19 protein-coding genes are annotated in these 15,396 nt (G+C 64.4%); 12 read left to right on the forward strand and 7 right to left on the reverse strand.

Annotated features, from left to right (window positions below; genetic code table 11):
• The 5 genes from ABI546_RS18435 to ABI546_RS18455 form a co-directional block, all read right to left on the reverse strand.
• Positions 1-635: ABC transporter substrate-binding protein (locus ABI546_RS18435; protein ID WP_348048903.1), on the reverse strand; the 635-nt coding region annotated here is incomplete at its 3' end.
• Between the two features lie 305 nt (positions 636-940).
• On the reverse strand, positions 941-1,360 hold the full coding sequence (locus ABI546_RS18440; RefSeq protein ID WP_348048905.1) for a CBS domain-containing protein: 420 nt from the start codon (positions 1,358-1,360) through the stop codon (positions 941-943).
• A gap of 131 nt (positions 1,361-1,491) precedes the next feature.
• Complete coding sequence (locus tag ABI546_RS18445) at positions 1,492-2,151, reverse strand: response regulator transcription factor (RefSeq protein ID WP_348048907.1); 660 nt, start codon at positions 2,149-2,151, stop codon at positions 1,492-1,494.
• 34 nt (positions 2,152-2,185) lie between these two features.
• Positions 2,186-3,370, reverse strand: a complete 1,185-nt coding sequence (locus tag ABI546_RS18450; RefSeq protein WP_348048909.1) for a PAS domain-containing sensor histidine kinase — start codon at positions 3,368-3,370, stop codon at positions 2,186-2,188.
• A 12-nt stretch (positions 3,371-3,382) separates the two neighbouring features.
• The gene (locus tag ABI546_RS18455) at positions 3,383-4,219 is read right to left on the reverse strand and encodes a hypothetical protein (protein WP_348048911.1); all 837 of its coding nucleotides are present in this window, start codon (positions 4,217-4,219) and stop codon (positions 3,383-3,385) included.
• Here ABI546_RS18455 and ABI546_RS18460 point away from each other — a divergent pair.
• The 11 genes from ABI546_RS18460 to ABI546_RS18510 all read left to right on the forward strand — a co-directional run bounded on the left by ABI546_RS18460 (position 4,218) and on the right by ABI546_RS18510 (position 12,986).
• Positions 4,218-4,775, forward strand: coding sequence for a hypothetical protein (locus ABI546_RS18460; RefSeq protein WP_348048913.1), 558 nt, complete (start codon positions 4,218-4,220; stop codon positions 4,773-4,775). The genes ABI546_RS18455 and ABI546_RS18460 overlap by 2 nt on opposite strands.
• Positions 4,776-4,789: 14 nt before the next feature.
• A complete protein-coding gene (locus tag ABI546_RS18465) occupies positions 4,790-6,112 on the forward strand; it encodes an MFS transporter (protein WP_348048915.1) in 1,323 nt (440 codons plus the stop codon).
• Positions 6,109-6,552: a PTS fructose transporter subunit IIA gene (locus ABI546_RS18470; protein ID WP_348048917.1), complete on the forward strand. Its 444-nt coding sequence runs from the start codon at positions 6,109-6,111 to the stop codon at positions 6,550-6,552. Before ABI546_RS18465 ends, ABI546_RS18470 begins: the two co-directional genes overlap by 4 nt.
• Positions 6,521-6,790: an HPr family phosphocarrier protein gene (locus ABI546_RS18475; RefSeq protein ID WP_348048919.1), complete on the forward strand. Its 270-nt coding sequence runs from the start codon at positions 6,521-6,523 to the stop codon at positions 6,788-6,790. Before ABI546_RS18470 ends, ABI546_RS18475 begins: the two co-directional genes overlap by 32 nt.
• A gap of 227 nt (positions 6,791-7,017) precedes the next feature.
• Positions 7,018-8,784, forward strand: a complete 1,767-nt coding sequence (gene ptsP, locus ABI546_RS18480) for a phosphoenolpyruvate--protein phosphotransferase (protein WP_348048921.1) — start codon at positions 7,018-7,020, stop codon at positions 8,782-8,784.
• A 222-nt stretch (positions 8,785-9,006) separates the two neighbouring features.
• Positions 9,007-9,465 carry a Spy/CpxP family protein refolding chaperone gene (locus tag ABI546_RS18485; protein WP_348048923.1) on the forward strand — a complete coding sequence of 153 codons (459 nt, stop codon included), beginning with the start codon at positions 9,007-9,009 and terminating at the stop codon, positions 9,463-9,465.
• Between the two features lie 28 nt (positions 9,466-9,493).
• Positions 9,494-9,916, forward strand: coding sequence for a DUF4260 domain-containing protein (locus ABI546_RS18490; RefSeq protein WP_348048925.1), 423 nt, complete (start codon positions 9,494-9,496; stop codon positions 9,914-9,916).
• A 31-nt stretch (positions 9,917-9,947) separates the two neighbouring features.
• Entirely contained in the window at positions 9,948-10,157 is a 210-nt protein-coding gene (locus tag ABI546_RS18495) for a hypothetical protein (RefSeq protein WP_348048927.1), read from the forward strand.
• A complete protein-coding gene (locus ABI546_RS18500) occupies positions 10,145-10,993 on the forward strand; it encodes a dienelactone hydrolase (protein ID WP_348048929.1) in 849 nt (282 codons plus the stop codon). The genes ABI546_RS18495 and ABI546_RS18500 overlap by 13 nt, the downstream gene beginning before the upstream one ends.
• The gene (locus ABI546_RS18505; protein WP_348048931.1) at positions 10,975-11,661 is read left to right on the forward strand and encodes a response regulator transcription factor; all 687 of its coding nucleotides are present in this window, start codon (positions 10,975-10,977) and stop codon (positions 11,659-11,661) included. The genes ABI546_RS18500 and ABI546_RS18505 overlap by 19 nt, the downstream gene beginning before the upstream one ends.
• On the forward strand, positions 11,658-12,986 hold the full coding sequence (locus ABI546_RS18510; protein WP_348048933.1) for a HAMP domain-containing sensor histidine kinase: 1,329 nt from the start codon (positions 11,658-11,660) through the stop codon (positions 12,984-12,986). The genes ABI546_RS18505 and ABI546_RS18510 overlap by 4 nt, the downstream gene beginning before the upstream one ends.
• Positions 12,987-13,032: 46 nt before the next feature.
• Here the strand turns inward: ABI546_RS18510 and ABI546_RS18515 are convergent, their stop codons facing one another.
• On the reverse strand, positions 13,033-13,875 hold the full coding sequence (locus ABI546_RS18515; RefSeq protein ID WP_348048935.1) for a DMT family transporter: 843 nt from the start codon (positions 13,873-13,875) through the stop codon (positions 13,033-13,035).
• Positions 13,876-14,097: 222 nt separating this feature from the next.
• Between ABI546_RS18515 and ABI546_RS18520 the strand changes: the two genes are divergently transcribed.
• Positions 14,098-14,310 carry a hypothetical protein gene (locus ABI546_RS18520; RefSeq protein WP_348048937.1) on the forward strand — a complete coding sequence of 71 codons (213 nt, stop codon included), beginning with the start codon at positions 14,098-14,100 and terminating at the stop codon, positions 14,308-14,310.
• 28 nt (positions 14,311-14,338) lie between these two features.
• Here the strand turns inward: ABI546_RS18520 and ABI546_RS18525 are convergent, their stop codons facing one another.
• Positions 14,339-15,118, reverse strand: a complete 780-nt coding sequence (locus tag ABI546_RS18525) for an AraC family transcriptional regulator (RefSeq protein ID WP_348048939.1) — start codon at positions 15,116-15,118, stop codon at positions 14,339-14,341.
• Positions 15,119-15,396: the final 278 nt, after the last annotated feature.

The following is a 15,396-nucleotide window of genomic DNA, read 5'->3' on the forward strand; positions in this document are numbered from 1 at the left end:
GGGTCGCGCTTGTCCTTGTGCTTGTTGGCCAGCGTGATCGCCTGGCCGTTGGTGTTCTGGATGGTGGCCACATTCATGGCCACGGGGTTGGAGCCCACGCCCATGGACATGGCCAGCGGCATGGGGCTCAGGAAATGCGTCGCGTCGTATTCCTTGTTGATCATCTTGTCGCGTATCAGCGCCCAGCCTGCCGTCTTGACGACTTCAACATTCAGGCCTTCCTTGCTGTAGAAGCCCAGCGGGTGCGCCATGATCAACGGCGTGGCGCAGGTGATGGGGATGAAGCCGATCTTCAGGTTGGTTTTTTCCAGCTTGCCCTTGTCCTGCGCCATGGCCTGCATGGTGCCCACGGGCAGCACGCTGGCAATCGCAGCCATGGCCGTACCTTTGCCAACGGCGCGCAAAAAGCGGCGACGTACTTCGTCCTGCGGGAACAAGGCCTTGACCAGCGTGGCTTCAATGAATTCATTCGAGTAGGCCTCGAACTCGCTGCTCAGGCTGCGCCGGCGCAGCTCGGCGGCCGCGCCGTCTGCATTCATCTCAGGGTGGTGGTCGGCCGGGGCGTGGTCGCCGCCGCAGCTGCACTTGAGCATCAGGGGCCGGTCGGCGTCGTAAGGGGAGAAACGGTCAGACATGGCGCGCACCTTTCGTTGGAAGATGCGGCTGTCTTGCAAGCAGCGGGCCACTTTTGGCTGCTTTGGGCGAAAGTGCGGCAGGCGCGGCATTTCGCTGCCGATGCCATGACAGCGTGTAGGGCGCCCACTACAAAACCGGCCTGCAAAGCGGGACAGCACAGCTCCCGTGCAGCTTTTGCGTGCACAGGTTCAGGTGGCGCAGGATTCCTGGGATGCTTCAGCGGCGGCGCGCCTCCTCACGGCGGCGCGCTGCTTGCCTCTTTGCACCAAAGTTGCGCAGGGCACTGCGGCCCTGCCGTGTTAGCTCAGGCCGGAGAAGAGATATCGGCCAGCGACTGGCCCACATCTTCTTCGTCCTGGCCCTTGACCGCAATGTCGCCGATGGAAATGATGCCGGCCAGGCGCTTCGACCCGTCCAGCACCGGCAGGCGGCGAATCTGGCGGGACGCCATGTCTGCGAGGACCGTGTCAAGGTCGTCGGTTTCGCGTGCGGTGTGTACGTCGGCGCTCATCACTTTGGACAGCGGCGTCGCGCCGTCCAGTCCCTCTGCCACGGCGCGCAGCACGATGTCGCGGTCGGTCACCATGCCGAGCAGCTTGTCGCCTTCGCACACGGGGATCACACCCACGTTGAGCTCGCGCATGGCTTTGGCGGCCGCCGCGACGGTATCGCCGGGGGCCATGGTTCGCACGTTGCGGGTCATCACGTCGGTGACGGTAGTCATAAAAACACTCCTTGGGATGGGGCGGCGGCGCCGTCTGCAGCCAGCATGGCTGGCAAGTGCGTGTTTGTTAATCGGCGGGAACCCAAGCGGCCGTAGGACAAGGCCGCGCGAGTTGTCGCGACCTTCCGCGATCAGCCGCCGGGCGGTGTTTTGCTGTGGCGCTCGGCATAGAGCGCCAGCTCCACATCGTTTTTTGTGCCGGTCTTTTCCAGGATGCGAAGCCGGTAGGTGCTGACGGTGTTGGACGCCAGGCCCAGCTGCGCGCCGATTTCGCCGACGGACTTGCCGGCCGTGAGCAGGCGGAACACCTGGTGCTCGCGGTGCGAAAGGGCTTCGGCGCCGCTGCGTCCGCCGCTGCCGCCGACCGCGCTGGCCAGGGCTTCCGCCGTGGCGGCAGAAACGTACATGCCGCCCGACGCCACCTTGCGCACCGCGGCAATCATGTCGTCCGGGTTCGCGCTTTTGTTGAGGTAGCCCGCCGCGCCCAGCTTGATGCAGCGCACCGCGTATTGCTTTTCAGGGTAGGTGCTGAGCATCAGCACCGGCAGGCGCGGCCAGCTTTTCTTCAGCGCCTGCAACACGTCCATCCCGTCGCGATCGGGCAGGGCGATGTCGAGCAGCACGGCGCTCAGGCCTTGATCGCCACCCAGGGCCTCGACCCGGCTCAGGATGTCGGGTCCGGTTTCCGCCTCGGCCACCACCTCGATGTCGGGCGCGTCGGCCAGCACCTGCTTCAGGCCTTCACGCACGATGCGGTGGTCGTCGCCGATGAGGATTTTCAGGGTGTTCATGGTTGGCGGGTGGTGCAAGGCGATATGCTGATCGCTATTGATTTGATAGCTGTATGCCAAGGTGGAATCTGGACCCGAGGCCGATTTGGCTTGAAATTTCAAGGCTGCCGCCCAGATGCCTCGCGCGCTCGCGCATGCCCATCACGCCGTAGGCATTGGCCGCCTCAAAGGCACCGGCTTCGGCGCCACGGCCGTTGTCTTGCACGGCGATGCTGATGTGATCAGCCGTGGCGCGGATGCTGATGGCCACCCGGCTGGCCGCCGCATGCCGGCCCACGTTGCTGAGCATCTCCTGAAAGATACGAAAGATGGCGATCGCCGAGGGTTCGGGCAGCGGCGCGGCATCGGCCACGTCCATCTGCCAGTCCAGCGCCAGCTCGGCCGACTGCACAAACTCGTGCGCCTGCCAGTCCAGCGCGGCCCACAGGCCCTGGTGGTCCAGGATGCTGGGGCGCAGGTCGGTGATGATGCGGCCCACGTTGTCGACGGCGCTTTCGATCAGCCGGCCCATGTTCTGGCATTTGCTGCGCATGGTCTCCCGCATGGTTTGCGCCGCCACGGGCTCGCGTTGCTGCTGTTCGCCCAGGCGCTTGTCGAGCCAGCCCACGTCCATCTTCAGCGCCACCAGCAGGCTGCCCAGCTCGTCGTGCACCTCGCGTGCGATGCGGGTGCGCTCTTCTTCGCGCACGGTGTGGGTGTAGGCGGTGAGTTCGCGCAGGTGCTGCAGCGCTTCAGACAGCGCCTGCGTGCGTTCGCTGACGCGCTCCTCCAGCACGGCATGCGCCTGGCGCAGCGCGTCTTCGGCCTGGCGGCGCGCCGAGATATCGACGAAGGTCACCACCGCGCCCTGCACCACGCCGCCTTCGACGATGGGGTGCGACGAATACTCGACGGCAAACGCGCTGCCATCCTTGCGCCAGAAGAGTTCGGTGTCGATGCGGCAGGGCAGCGCCTTGCGAAAGGCGTTGAAGATGGGGCACAGGTGCTCGGGGTAGTGCGCGCCGCCGGCGTGTGAGTGGTGCGCCAGCTCGTGCATGTTCTGGCCCAGCACATCGGCGGGGGCATAGCCTAATTGCTCGGCGCCGGCCCGGTTGATGAAGGTGCAGCAGCCGTCCATGTCGATGCCGAAAATGCCCTCGCCGGTGGACTCGAGCAATTGCGACAGCTTGTCGCGCCAGACCGGCTGGTTGGCGCCAGGAAGGTGGGCGGGTGCGGACATAGAGTCGTTCGGTTAACCGCCGTATTCAGTAAATTCAGTAAACATCCTGTCAGGGCAACGACCGCTTGAGCCATTGCGTTCGTAGTAGTTCCAGCGATAGGCCATTTCGGTGTTGTCCTGGCAAGCCGCGCCCTTGTACAACTTGCCATAAGTGGCTCTGGCACCTGAAGATGATCGAAAGCTGTCAAGACTTTCAACGACCAGCACGCCATCTTTGGGATAAACCTTCAGCACGCCGAAAGACGCATTGCTCGGTATGTCGTAGTCCACATAGAGTTCGGTCCGCTCAGGATTCGGGCGCGCCTTCTCTACCAATATAAAAACCGCCTGTTGCTGCTCCACCAGCTCTTGCTGCGTCAGGTGGGTAAAGGAGGTGGATTTGATTTTTGCGCCGAACTTCAGGGCTGGGCCCAGCACCAGCAAAGGTTTTCGCTCGCCCGTGGCAGCAGGGTTGAAGCGATGTAGAAGCGGTTTTTTAAACCTGTTGACGACAGCCGAGAAAATTTCATCGTCGCTAAAGTTTTGATCCTGCAGCTCCAAAGCCCAAACAGGGCTCGCAGCAGAGAGCAACATCACGGTGATTAATGGGTGTAGTTTGAAAAACATCATCACCAAGCTTATCAAACAAGGGACCCCGTTCGGACGGTCGTGGTGGCAGGGGCGCATCATGGCGCGCGGAGTCCCGAGCTTCTTCATAAGGGGTTTTCGTACACGCCGACCATCAGCCAGCAACGTGCCGGGGGTTGTGCGGTCCCCGGTCGGCGAAACGCGCCAAAGCGGTGCGAAACCCGGCGAGGCTGCCGCGCCGGGCCGAAGCTGGTGCATGAATCGCTGTAAAGTCGAAGGCATGCTTACGAACTCCCGGGGCGTAGCGCGCCTCCTGGCGTGGCCGTCGGCCGCCCTTTTCCTCACGACAATGGTGATGTTGCCCGCCTGCAGCCCCGCACTGAACTGGCGCGAGGTGCGGCCCGAGGGCACGCGCCTGGCGCTGCTGCTGCCCTGCAAACCCGACAAGGCGCAAAAAATCGTGCCGCTGGGCGGGCCGGCGACACCGTTGTCGATGCTGGGTTGCGATGCCGACGGTGCCACCTTTGCGGTTGCGATGGCTGATTTGGGTGATGCGACGAAAGTGCCGGTTGTGCTCGCGCAGTGGCAAAGCCTCACGCTGGCCAACATGAAAGCCGGGCCTGCGCCGCAGGTGTCGCCGCTCAAACTTCCCGGCGCTGCCGTTTTCCCGCCCGCCTCGCTGGTCAAGGCCGAGGGCCAAGGCCCTGACGGCAAGCCGGTGAGCGGGCAGGCAGCCTACTTTGCACAGGGCTCGCAGGTGTTTCAGGTGGTGATGTATTCAACGCGCATCAGCCCCGAGGTCGCCGAGACATTTTTCTCCAGCCTCAAGTTCGAATAAGCGGCACTCTTTTCATGACCACCGCCAACGCTTCTCTGCCCGTTTCGTCGCCCCCATCTCAACCCGCCACTGGGGCTCGCCCAGGCCGGCTGGACGCCAAAACCGGTGCCATTGTTTTTCTGGCATTTGCCGCCGCGTACTTTTGCTCGGCGCTGGTGCGGGCCATCACGGCCACACTCGCGCCTGTGCTGACGCAGGAGTTCTCGCTGCATGCGCGTGACCTTGGCCTGCTGGCGGGGGGTTATTTTCTGGGCTTTGCCGCCACGCAGCTGCCGCTGGGGACCTGGCTGGACCGCCATGGCCCCAAGCGTGTGATCCTGTGCTTCCTCGCGTTGTCGGTGCTGGGCTGTCTGGCGTTTTCGCTGGCCACCAGCTTTGCCTGGTTGTTGGCGTCGCGCGTGCTGGTGGGCATGGGCGTCAGCGCCTGCCTGATGGCGCCGCTCACCGGTTACCGCCGCTGGTACGAGCCGGCTACTGTGCTGCGCGCCAACTCGTGGATGCTGATGACCGGCTCGCTCGGTATGCTGGCCTCAACCTTGCCGGTGCAGTGGCTGATGCCGCTGACCGGTTGGCGGCCGCTGTTCTGGATACTGGCTGCGATGATTTTGTTGTCGATGGCGGCGCTGGCGTGGGTCGTGCCTACATGGCAACTCGACAAGAAGAACGAAAAAACAGACACAGCCATCACACCAGCTGCACCCGCGGGCGCGGGCGCGGACGCCGGCTACGCGCCCATCTGGCGCAGCCGCTATTTCCGCAAGATGACGCCGCTGGCTTTTTTCAACTACGGCGGCCTGGTGGCCGTGCAGACCTTGTGGGCCGGCCCCTGGATGATCCGGGTGGCGGGCTATACGCCGCTTGAGGCCGCGACCGGGCTCTTCTATATCAATGCCTGCATGCTGGTGACTTTCTGGAGCTGGGGCATGGTCAACCCGTGGCTTGCGCGGCACGGCTGGAACGCCACTCGCCTGATCACCTGGGGCCTGCCTTTCAGCCTCACCGTGCTGGCCGTCAACATCGCGGCGGGTACCTCGACGGGCTGGTTGGGTTGGGCCCTGTTTTGCATGGGCTGCAGCGTGATGGGGCTGGCGCAGCCCGCGGTGGGGATGGCTTTTAAGGCCTCCCTGGCGGGCCGGGCGCTGTCGGCTTACAACCTCATGATTTTCGCCGGCGTGTTCACCGTGCAGTGGGGCATTGGCCTGCTGATTGACGTGTTTGCCGCCCTGGGTTTGGCGCGGGTGGCGAGCTTCCAGGCCGCCATGTCCGTGTTTTTGTGTTGTTGTATCGCCTCATATGGGTATTTCCTCAGTGTGAAAGCTGATAATTCACCGCAATGAACGGCATCTTCATCATCGCCCACGCCCCGCTGGCCTCCGCCTTGCGCCAATGCGTGCTGCATGTGTTTCCCGACAACGCCGCGGGCATTAGCGCGCTGGACGTGCAGCCCAACATGCCGCCCGAAGAAACCCTGGCGCAGGCCCGCATCATGCTGGCCCAGCTGGGCACCTCGCATGCGCTGGTGCTGGTCGACGTGTTCGGCGCTACGCCCTGCAATGTGGCACAAAAACTGGTCGATGGTGTTCATTCCAAACTCATCACCGGCATCAATCTGCCCATGCTGCTGCGCACCGTGTCTTATCGCCACGAGTCGCTCGATGCGCTGGTGGCGCGCGCACTCATCGGGGCCACCCAGGGCGTGATGCAGGTCGCCATCACCGCACCGCAAAATCAGGTACGCCGAAATCATGATCAAGACGAACACGAACATCAGCAATAAGCTGGGCCTGCATGCCCGCGCCTCCGCCAAGCTCACCAAACTCGCGGGCAGCTTTCGCTGCGAGGTGTTCATGACCAAGGGTGAGCGCCGCGTCAATGCCAAAAGCATCATGGGCGTGATGATGCTGGCCGCAGGCATGGGCAGCACTGTCGAGGTTGAAACCAACGGCGCCGACGAGCAGGCCGCGATGGACGCAATCCTCGCCTTGATCGCCGACAAATTCGGTGAAGGTGAATGAGTGGCCCCCATGCTTTTCACTTCGTGTAATGCGCTGCCCCCCGAGGGGGCCGCTGCGCCTGCGGCCCGGCAAAGCCGGTTCCGCGGCCCCTGCTGGCTTGGGTGGTGCGGTAGTCGAAGTTTCTCAAGCAAGCTAGAGCCGCAGGGCCGGCTTCGCCGGACTGCAGGCGGGCGGCCCCCTCGGGGGGCAGGAAGCTACGCGCAGCGAGCGACCGTGGGGGCCTTCAATTGACTTTCTCCGTCCACGGTCTCGCCGTCTCGCGCGGCATCGCCATCGGCCGCGCTGTGCTGGTGGCATCCAGCCGGGCTGATGTTGCGCACTATTTTGTGGACGCGTCCAAGTCCGATGAGGAAATCACACGGGTGCGCGTGTCACGCAATGCGGTGATGGAGGAAATCACCCGTCTGCAACAAGACCTGCCCAAGGACGCGCCGCACGAGCTGGCCGCGCTGCTCGATGTGCACCTGATGCTGCTGCAGGACGAGCAGCTGATCAGCGGCGTGAAGCACTGGATCACCGAGCGCCACTACAACGCCGAATGGGCGCTGACCACGCAGTACGAAATCATTGCGCGCCAGTTCGACGACATGGAAGACGAGTACCTGCGCGAACGCAAGGCCGACCTGGAGCAAGTGGTCGAGCGCATCCTGCGGCACATGAAGGGCGTGGCTTCGCCCGTGCAGCCGGCGGGCCAGGCCGGCGCCAGCCGCAAGCAGTCGCAACAAGACCTGCTGCTGGATGACACGACGGACGTGCCGCTGGTGCTGATTGCGCACGATATTTCCCCGGCCGACATGCTGCAGTTCAAGCAGAGCCTGTTTGCCGGCTTTGCCACCGATGTGGGCGGCAGGACTTCGCACACCGCCATCGTGGCGCGCAGCATGGACATCCCGGCGGTGGTCGGGGCGCGCAGCGCGAGCCAGCTGATCAAGCAGGACGACTGGGTCATCATCGACGGCGAGGCCGGCGTGTTGATCGTCGATCCGTCGCCGATCATCCTGGCCGAGTATGGTTTCAAGCAGCGCCAGGGCGAGCTGGAACGCCAGCGCCTGAACCGGCTCAAGCACACCGCGGCGCTCACGATTGACGGGCAGAAGGTCGAGCTGCTGGCCAACATCGAAATGCCCGAAGACACGGTGGGCGCGGTAGCCGCCGGTGCCGTTGGTGTGGGCTTGTTCCGCAGCGAGTTCCTCTTCATGGGGCGCAGCGGAAAACTGCCAGACGAAGAAGAGCAGTACCTGGCCTACCGCAAGGCGATTGAAGGCATGCACGGCCTGCCCGTCACCATCCGCACGGTGGACATCGGGTCCGACAAGCAGCTGGACCGCCACCCCAAGGCGCAGGACACCCACCTCAACCCCGCGCTGGGCTTGCGCGCGATTCGCTGGAGCCTGGCGGACCCGCCGATGTTTCTGACGCAGCTGCGCGCGATTTTGCGTGCGGCCGCGCACGGCCAGGTCAACCTGCTGGTGCCCATGCTGGCGCACGGCAGTGAAATCCGCCAGACCATGGCGTTGATCGACCGCGCACGCGCATTGCTCGACAACAAGGGCATTCCTTACGGACCGGTCCGGCTGGGCGCGATGATCGAAGTCCCGGCCGCGGCGCTGACGCTCAAGCTCTTCCTGAAGTACTTCGACTTCCTGTCCATCGGCACCAACGACCTGATCCAGTACACGCTGGCCATCGACCGCGCCGACGAGGCGGTGTCCCATCTGTACAACCCCTGCCACCCAGCCGTGCTGCGCCTGATTGCCGACACCATCAACGAATGCAATGCGCAGGGCAAGGGTGTCAGCGTGTGCGGTGAAATGGCCGGCGACGTCAGCATGACGCGGCTGTTGCTGGGCATGGGCCTGCGCAGCTTTTCGATGCACCCGTCGCAAATCCTCGCGGTCAAGCAGCAAATCCTGCGCGCCGATGCTGGCAAGCTGGAGCCCTGGGCCGAGCAGGTGCTGGCCTGCGAAGAGCCGGCCACGATGCTGCAAGCCTGAAGGGCACCGCCGGCAGGAGTGTGGGCTGCTATAAAAAGCATAGCTGGTTGCGCCCACTCTCATTGGGCTATAGCCTTAAATCGCTCTAAAAGTCGCTGCTGCACCCCCGCCGGGCGCTCGCGGTGGCGAAACAAAGCGAAACACGCCGCAACCGCGCTGCAAACAGCCGTGCCCCGCTCGCCGGCACCATGAGGAACCTTCACTTCTTCTTCGAGGCTCCTCATGAAACATCGCATCAAAAAAATCCTGCTCGGCCTGTTTGGCGGAGCGCTTATCGTCGGCAGCCTGGGTGCGTGCTCGCACGGCGGTCATGGCTGGCGCGGCGATGCGGGCTCTCCCGAGGCGCGTGCCCGCATGGTCGAAAAAGTCAGCTCGCGGCTGGACCTGGACGCCGCGCAAAAGCAAAAACTCGCTGTGCTGGCCGACAAACTGCAAGCGCAACGCACGGCCTTGCGCGGCACTGGTGAGCCGCGTGAAGCCGTTCGCGGCTTGTTTGCCGGCGCCAGGCTGGACCAGGCCGGCGCCAAAAAACTGATCGAGGAAAAAACCACCGCCATTCAATCCGGCAGCCCGGAAGTGATCGCCGCTGCGGCCGACTTCTTTGACAATCTGAAACCTGAGCAACAGCAAAAAGTGCGCGACTTCATGGAGCGCGGCCGCCGCTGGGGCTACCGTGGCTGAGGCAGTCTTCCTCCCGGCGAGCCGCACGGTGCGAACTGTTCAGCGGCGTGCCGCTGCGGCGGCCGCCCCGGGCAGCGTCAACGGCGGCGTGCGCCTGCTGCTGCGTGCCGAAGGGCTGGTGGTGACGGCTGCAGCGCTAGCGGCCTACGCCCAGTTCGGCGCGGGGTGGGGCTGGTTTGCGGCGCTCTTTCTGCTGCCTGACTTGTCTTTCCTGGCCTACCTGGCCGGGCCGCGCCTCGGGGCCGCCGCTTACAACGCCATGCATTCCTACCTGGGCGCCGTAGCCCTGCTGGCGGTCGGCGTGCTGGGTGCGGCGCCCATGCTGGTGGCCGGCGGCCTGGTCTGGTGCGCGCATATCGGCTTTGATCGTGCGCTGGGCTACGGGCTCAAGTACGCGGCGGGTTTTGGCCAGACGCACCTCGGGCGCATCGGACGGCCCGATCCGTGGTAAACAGCGCCTTTCTCCGCTTCAAAGGAACCCGATGTTGAAATCGCTAACTTGCAGCATGTTCGTTGCTTTGGCGTCGATCGCCGGCGTGGTGGCCGCCACTGAACCTTCCGGCGGAGCCGGCTTTCGTCTGATTCGGCTTCCCGATCCTGTCACGCAGCAACCGATGCAGGCGGCGGTGTTCTATCCGGCAGCGCCCACGTCTGAAACAACCAGGATGGGGCCGTCGTTGTGTCTGCCGTGAAGGATGCGGCGCCGATGGGTGTGCGCCATCCTCTGGTGCTGCTCTCGCACGGCAATGGTGGCAGCCAGTTCAGTCACCACGATACAGCGACATTCCTCGCGCGTCATGGCTACGTGGTGGCCGCAATCGAGCATCCGGGCGACAATTTTCGCGACAGCAGCGGGGTCGGCACCGATCGGGTACTGATTGGAAGAGCGCTGCAACTGTCCGCACTGCTGGATTTCCTGTTGCAGGCTCCGGCCTCTGCGGGCCTGATCGATTCCCGGCGGGTGGGCGTCGCGGGTTTTTCGGCAGGCGGCTATTCGGCCCTCTTGCTGATGGGCGCCAAACCGAAGTTCGAGCTGCTGAGTGCTTATTGCAAAGCCTTGCCGACAAGTGTTCTATGTGCCGGTGGCGCAAAGGTTTCCCTGTCGTCACCCCCGCTGATCGCGAAGACCGACGACCGTATCCGCGCCGCGTTCGTCATGAGCCCGCCGGGAGCCTTCTTTGACCGCGAAAGCCTGTCGCAGGTCTCGAGGCCGGTGAATCTGTACGCGGCCGGCGCCGATTCCGTGCTCCCGGCCAAGGAGAACGCGATCAAACTGAAGGAACTGCTCCCCTCATTGGCCCGATACACCGAGGTCCCCGTGGCCGACCACTTCGTGTTTCTCGCGCCGTGCACGTCGGAGATGCGCGGCGTCGCGCCCGCTCTGTGTACGGATCCACAAGGCGTCAATCGAGCTGCTGTGCATGACAATGTGAACCGCGATGCATTGATGTTTTTTCAGGAGCAACTCCAGGTCGGTGCGAGTTTTCCGAAACGAATGCAGCCAATCCTATGCCCCATATCCTGCTGATTGACGACGACGAGCATCTGGCTGCGCCGCTGGCCGCCTACTTCGCCCGTTTTGACTTTGTGCTGGAAAGTGCATTGCGCCCCGGCGAAGGCCTGGCCATGCTGCGCGCCGGCGCGTATGACGCGGCCATCCTGGACGTCATGCTGCCCGAGATGGACGGCTTTGCCCTGTGCCGCGAGATCCGCAAGGAAAGCGATATTCCCATCGTGATGCTGACTGCCCGCGGCGACGTGATGGACCGCGTGGTTGGCCTGGAACTGGGCGCCGACGACTACCTGCCCAAGCCCTTTGAACCGCGCGAGCTGGTGGCGCGCCTGCAGACCATTTTGCGGCGCCAGCGCAGCGCGCCGGCCGCAGCGCAGCAGCGTCATGTGTTCCAGGGGCTGGTGATTGACATGGGCACGCGCGAGGTGCTGCGCCTGGGCGAAAAGGTCGATCTGACCGGCACCGAGTTTGAACTGCTGGCCCTGCTGGCCGCCGAACCGGGCAAGGTGTTTAACCGCGACGACATTCTCAACCGGCTGCGCGGCCACGAGGCCGAGCTGTACACGCGCGCCGTCGACATCGTGGTGAGCCGGCTGCGTAAAAAACTGGAGCCGCTGGACTGCATCAAGACCTTGCGCAATGCGGGCTATGCGTTGGCCGCAGGCAAGGCGGTTGCACCATGAAGCGGTGGAAAGCACGCCGTGACTGGCAGGCCTGCGAGCGTTCGCGTCCCGAGCGCTGGCGCCATCGCTGGAAGCATTCGCTGCGGATGCGGCTGATCACGGTGTTCCTGCTGCTGGCCATCGCCATGGGTGCCGTGTTCATGAGCGGCATGCAACGGGCGTTTTCCACGGGTTGGCGCGACGCAGCCAAACCGCTGATCAGCGACTACATGGACAGGCTGGTGGCCGACCTGGGCTCGCCGCCCGATGTGGGCCGCGCCCAGGCGCTGGCCGCACGCTTGCCGATTTCCATCCGCATTGAAGGCCCGCAGGTCAACTGGCAGTCCCATCCCGACAGGCCGGACCGCAAGGCGTTCGACGACCGTACCAAAGACTGGCTTAGCCGGACCACGGCCGATGGCCACCGCGTGATCTTTGGCCCGGGTAGCGCGCCGTGGCAGGGCGCGCCCCATGGGGTGCTCGGCTGGATCACGCTGCTGCTGCTGCTCGGCCTGCTCATCGGTGCATATGCTTACGTGCGGCGCCTGCTGCGGCCGCTGGACGACATCCGCGCAGGGGCCGAGCGCTTTGGCCGCGGCGAATTCGGCACACCCATTCCTCTGCGCCGCCGCGACGAGCTCGGCGATCTGGCCGACCGAATCAACACCATGGCGCACGACATTGAAGAGATGCTCAATGCCAAACGCGGCCTGCTGCTGGCACTGAGCCATGAGCTGCGCTCCCCGCTCACGCGCGCACGGCTCAATGCCGAGTTGCTGCCGGCGTCGGGCGAAGGCAGTGCGCCGCGCGAGCGCGATGCGCTGCTGCGCGACCTCGGCGAGATGCGCGACCTGATCAGCGACCTGCTCGAAAGCGAACGCCTGGCCAGCTCGCATGCGGCGCTGCAGCGTGAAGAAGTTGATCTGGCCGCACTGGTGCGCGAGGTGGCGGCGGAAATGCCGGCAGCGGCCGACGTGCAGCTGGATCTGGCGCCTGGCTTGCCCGCACTCGCGCTGGACCGCATGCGCGTGCGCCTGCTGGTGCGCAATCTGCTCGACAACGCGCTGCGCTACAGCGCCGACGCCAGCCGTCCGCCCCAGGTGTCGCTGCAGCCGGCTGAGGGCGGCGTGATGCTGGAAGTGCGCGATTTCGGCCCGGGCGTCGACGCCGCGCAGCTGGCGCATTTGACCGAGCCCTTTTACCGCACCGACGGCGCACGCCAGCGCGCGACGGGCGGCGTGGGCCTGGGCATGTATTTGTGCCGGCTGGTGGCTGAGGCACATGGCGCGGAGCTGCAGGTGCGCAATGCGGAGCCGGGTCTGGCCGTGCAGGTGCTATGGAATTAGGAGCTGCTGGCGCACATTCTTAAAGGACTGGAGGCCTGCTTGATGCTTATTTGGCTCTTGTCCCGAGCAGCGCGGCGCTGATGATCATCACGGCCGCGAGGCCAATGCTCCAGGTCAATGCGCGGCCGCTCACCAGCATCAGCAATGCGGTGGAGCCCAGCGGCGTGAGGTAACTCAGGATGCCGATTTGCCGCGCGTCGCCCTGCTTGAGGGCCTTGTCCCACAGGAAGAACGCCGCGCCCAGCGGGCCCAGCCCCATCACGGCCAGCAGTAGCCAGTCTTGGGCAGACAGCACAGCCGCCGACTCCAGCGCCCAGTGGCACAACAGCGAGAGCACGCCCGACACCAGGCCGAAAAGCCCGATGGCTGCGGTGGGAAAGGCTGGCACGCGTTTCGTTAACAAGGAATAGCTGGCCCAGATCAGGGCCGAGCCCAGCGCGGGTATGTAGCCCCATGATCCGCCGTCGGGTGAAACGCTGTCACCGCCGCTCCCCAGAATGGCGATGGCCGCGCCGGCAAAGCCCAGCAGCGCTGCCGCCACATGGACAGTGCGCAGCCGTACGTCCTTGAGCAACAGCGGCGCCAGCACCACGATGAGCAGCGGCCAGAGGTAGTTGACGAGGTTGGCTTCTACGGGCGGCGCGTGCCGCAGGGCGATGAACAGCAGGAAGTGAAAACCGAAGAGCCCGTACACGCCCAACGCCAGCGTGGCGCGGGCAATCTTCCATTGCGTGCGGTCGCGCAAAACAACGGGCAGGGCCAGCACGCTGCCAGTCAGCAGCGCGACGCCGGTCAGCAGAAAGGGCGGGACGTGTTTGAGCGACACCCCGAGCGAGGCAAGCAGGGTCCAGAGGGCAATGGCGCCCAGTGCATAAAGATTGGCTGGCATCGCGGCAAGCATAGGGGGCTGCTTCGTGGGCGTCGTCGCGCAGCAACGCTTTGTTGTCGCACAACGACGGTTCGGCGCTTACGGGGGCATGTCCTACGCGCAGGCCTACATCCGGTAACCAGCTTCACGCGGCAGGGGCGCCGCAGACACCTTGCCGGCACGGGCTTCAGTTGCAATGGCATGGCAGATTTCACCGAAGTCTGAAACTCAAGGAGACTCCTCATGAAAAAGATTTCGATCCTCTTGTTGGCGCTGGCTGGTTTGGCCACCCTGTCGGGTTGCGTGGCCTACCCGGTGCCTTATGACAATGGGCCGCATTACCGCGTTGCACCCGGCCCGGCGCCAGGCTATGGCCCCGGCCATCGGGGTGACCGCGATGGTGACGGCGTGCGTAACCGTTACGACCGCAGGCCAAACGACCCGAGCCGCTATTGAAAAAGCGGTGAGGAAAACCCCGTAAGGGTCAGGCGCTGTGCAGCCCGGCGCGCCGCATCGCGGCCGTCAGGGCTGAAGGCGACTGGTAGCCGCAGTGCAGCGCCGTGTCGGCAACGCTCATGCCGCGCCCGCGCAGCTGCACAGCCAGCGTCAGGCGTTGCCGGCGCAGCCACTGCATCACGCTGAGGCCGGTCTCGCGCCGGCAGCGCGCCGCAAACTGCGTTGGACTTAAAAACACCTGCGCAGCCAGCTGCGCCACGCTCAGTGGTTCATGCAGACGCTGCTGTGTCCAGGTGGCCAGTTGTTCCCAATGGATGGGTCGCGCATGCCGTACGTGCCCCCCAATACGCGAAGGCTCTGGCATTGCCGGCTGCCACGCCTCCAGCAACAGCGCCGGACCATGAAGTTGCGCCAGACTGCCCGGCTGCTGCAATGCTTCGGCAAGGTAGCGGGCGAGCGTCAGGGCTTGCGCCGTTCTGGCCGGATCCGCTGCGCAGTGGCCCCAACCGGCGTGCGCGGTGTCCAGCACCAGGCAGCGGCTGCCCTCACGTGATTCGAAATCATGCCGGTCACCGGGTGTGATCAGGCAGCCCTGGCCGGCTGCAACGCGCCGCCCGCGTCCGCCTACTTCCAGCTCCAGCACACCGTTCAGGCCCAGCAGCACCTGGAAGTGCTCATGCGCATGGCTGCCGTGCGACGCGCCGTAATGGCGCAGCGACAAGGAGGCTTGCGGCGGGTTCGCGGAGCCCGAATCAAAGGGGCGCGCTCCTGAACGTCCGGTGTCTATCACCCCTTCGCGATTTTTCATGAAATCGGCCTCCAGCCCTTTAGAAGCATGCGCAAGCAGCTATCGATTTAATAGCATTTTCGGCGAAATGGCGGACATCTGGCGCATGTCTGTTGCCTGATCTTTAGCTTATCGCTAAAACAACACTTCCACAGCGTCTAGGTAACAGTCCTTACATTTCCCGTCTCCGAAATTTACACTTCGGTTACATCAGGCGCACTGCCTGGCGATAGCAGAAGAAACGAATCAGGGAGAGCGTGATTGGCCAAGCCACACGATGACTTGGGTGTATCACTCGG

Origin of the sequence: Polaromonas sp., from assembly GCF_039932935.1 — a bacterium.
In the GTDB taxonomy this organism is placed as follows: Bacteria; Pseudomonadota; Gammaproteobacteria; order Burkholderiales; family Burkholderiaceae_C; genus Polaromonas.

What these genes read in the sequence shown, in the direction of transcription:
- ABI546_RS18495 (WP_348048927.1), top strand. Translation starts at nt 9,948, where the DNA reads ATGTTGAAATCGCTAACTTGCAGCATGTTCGTTGCTTTGGCGTCGATC.
- ABI546_RS18515 (WP_348048935.1), bottom strand. Translation starts at nt 13,875, where the DNA reads ATGCCAGCCAATCTTTATGCACTGGGCGCCATTGCCCTCTGGACCCTG.
- ABI546_RS18445 (WP_348048907.1), bottom strand. Translation starts at nt 2,151, where the DNA reads ATGAACACCCTGAAAATCCTCATCGGCGACGACCACCGCATCGTGCGT.
- ABI546_RS18510 (WP_348048933.1), top strand. Translation starts at nt 11,658, where the DNA reads ATGAAGCGGTGGAAAGCACGCCGTGACTGGCAGGCCTGCGAGCGTTCG.
- ABI546_RS18470 (WP_348048917.1), top strand. Translation starts at nt 6,109, where the DNA reads ATGAACGGCATCTTCATCATCGCCCACGCCCCGCTGGCCTCCGCCTTG.
- ABI546_RS18505 (WP_348048931.1), top strand. Translation starts at nt 10,975, where the DNA reads ATGCCCCATATCCTGCTGATTGACGACGACGAGCATCTGGCTGCGCCG.
- ABI546_RS18525 (WP_348048939.1), bottom strand. Translation starts at nt 15,118, where the DNA reads ATGAAAAATCGCGAAGGGGTGATAGACACCGGACGTTCAGGAGCGCGC.
- ABI546_RS18485 (WP_348048923.1), top strand. Translation starts at nt 9,007, where the DNA reads ATGAAACATCGCATCAAAAAAATCCTGCTCGGCCTGTTTGGCGGAGCG.
- ABI546_RS18475 (WP_348048919.1), top strand. Translation starts at nt 6,521, where the DNA reads ATGATCAAGACGAACACGAACATCAGCAATAAGCTGGGCCTGCATGCC.
- ABI546_RS18450 (WP_348048909.1), bottom strand. Translation starts at nt 3,370, where the DNA reads ATGTCCGCACCCGCCCACCTTCCTGGCGCCAACCAGCCGGTCTGGCGC.
- ABI546_RS18460 (WP_348048913.1), top strand. Translation starts at nt 4,218, where the DNA reads ATGCTTACGAACTCCCGGGGCGTAGCGCGCCTCCTGGCGTGGCCGTCG.
- ABI546_RS18455 (WP_348048911.1), bottom strand. Translation starts at nt 4,219, where the DNA reads ATGCCTTCGACTTTACAGCGATTCATGCACCAGCTTCGGCCCGGCGCG.
- ABI546_RS18520 (WP_348048937.1), top strand. Translation starts at nt 14,098, where the DNA reads ATGAAAAAGATTTCGATCCTCTTGTTGGCGCTGGCTGGTTTGGCCACC.
- ABI546_RS18465 (WP_348048915.1), top strand. Translation starts at nt 4,790, where the DNA reads ATGACCACCGCCAACGCTTCTCTGCCCGTTTCGTCGCCCCCATCTCAA.
- ABI546_RS18440 (WP_348048905.1), bottom strand. Translation starts at nt 1,360, where the DNA reads ATGACTACCGTCACCGACGTGATGACCCGCAACGTGCGAACCATGGCC.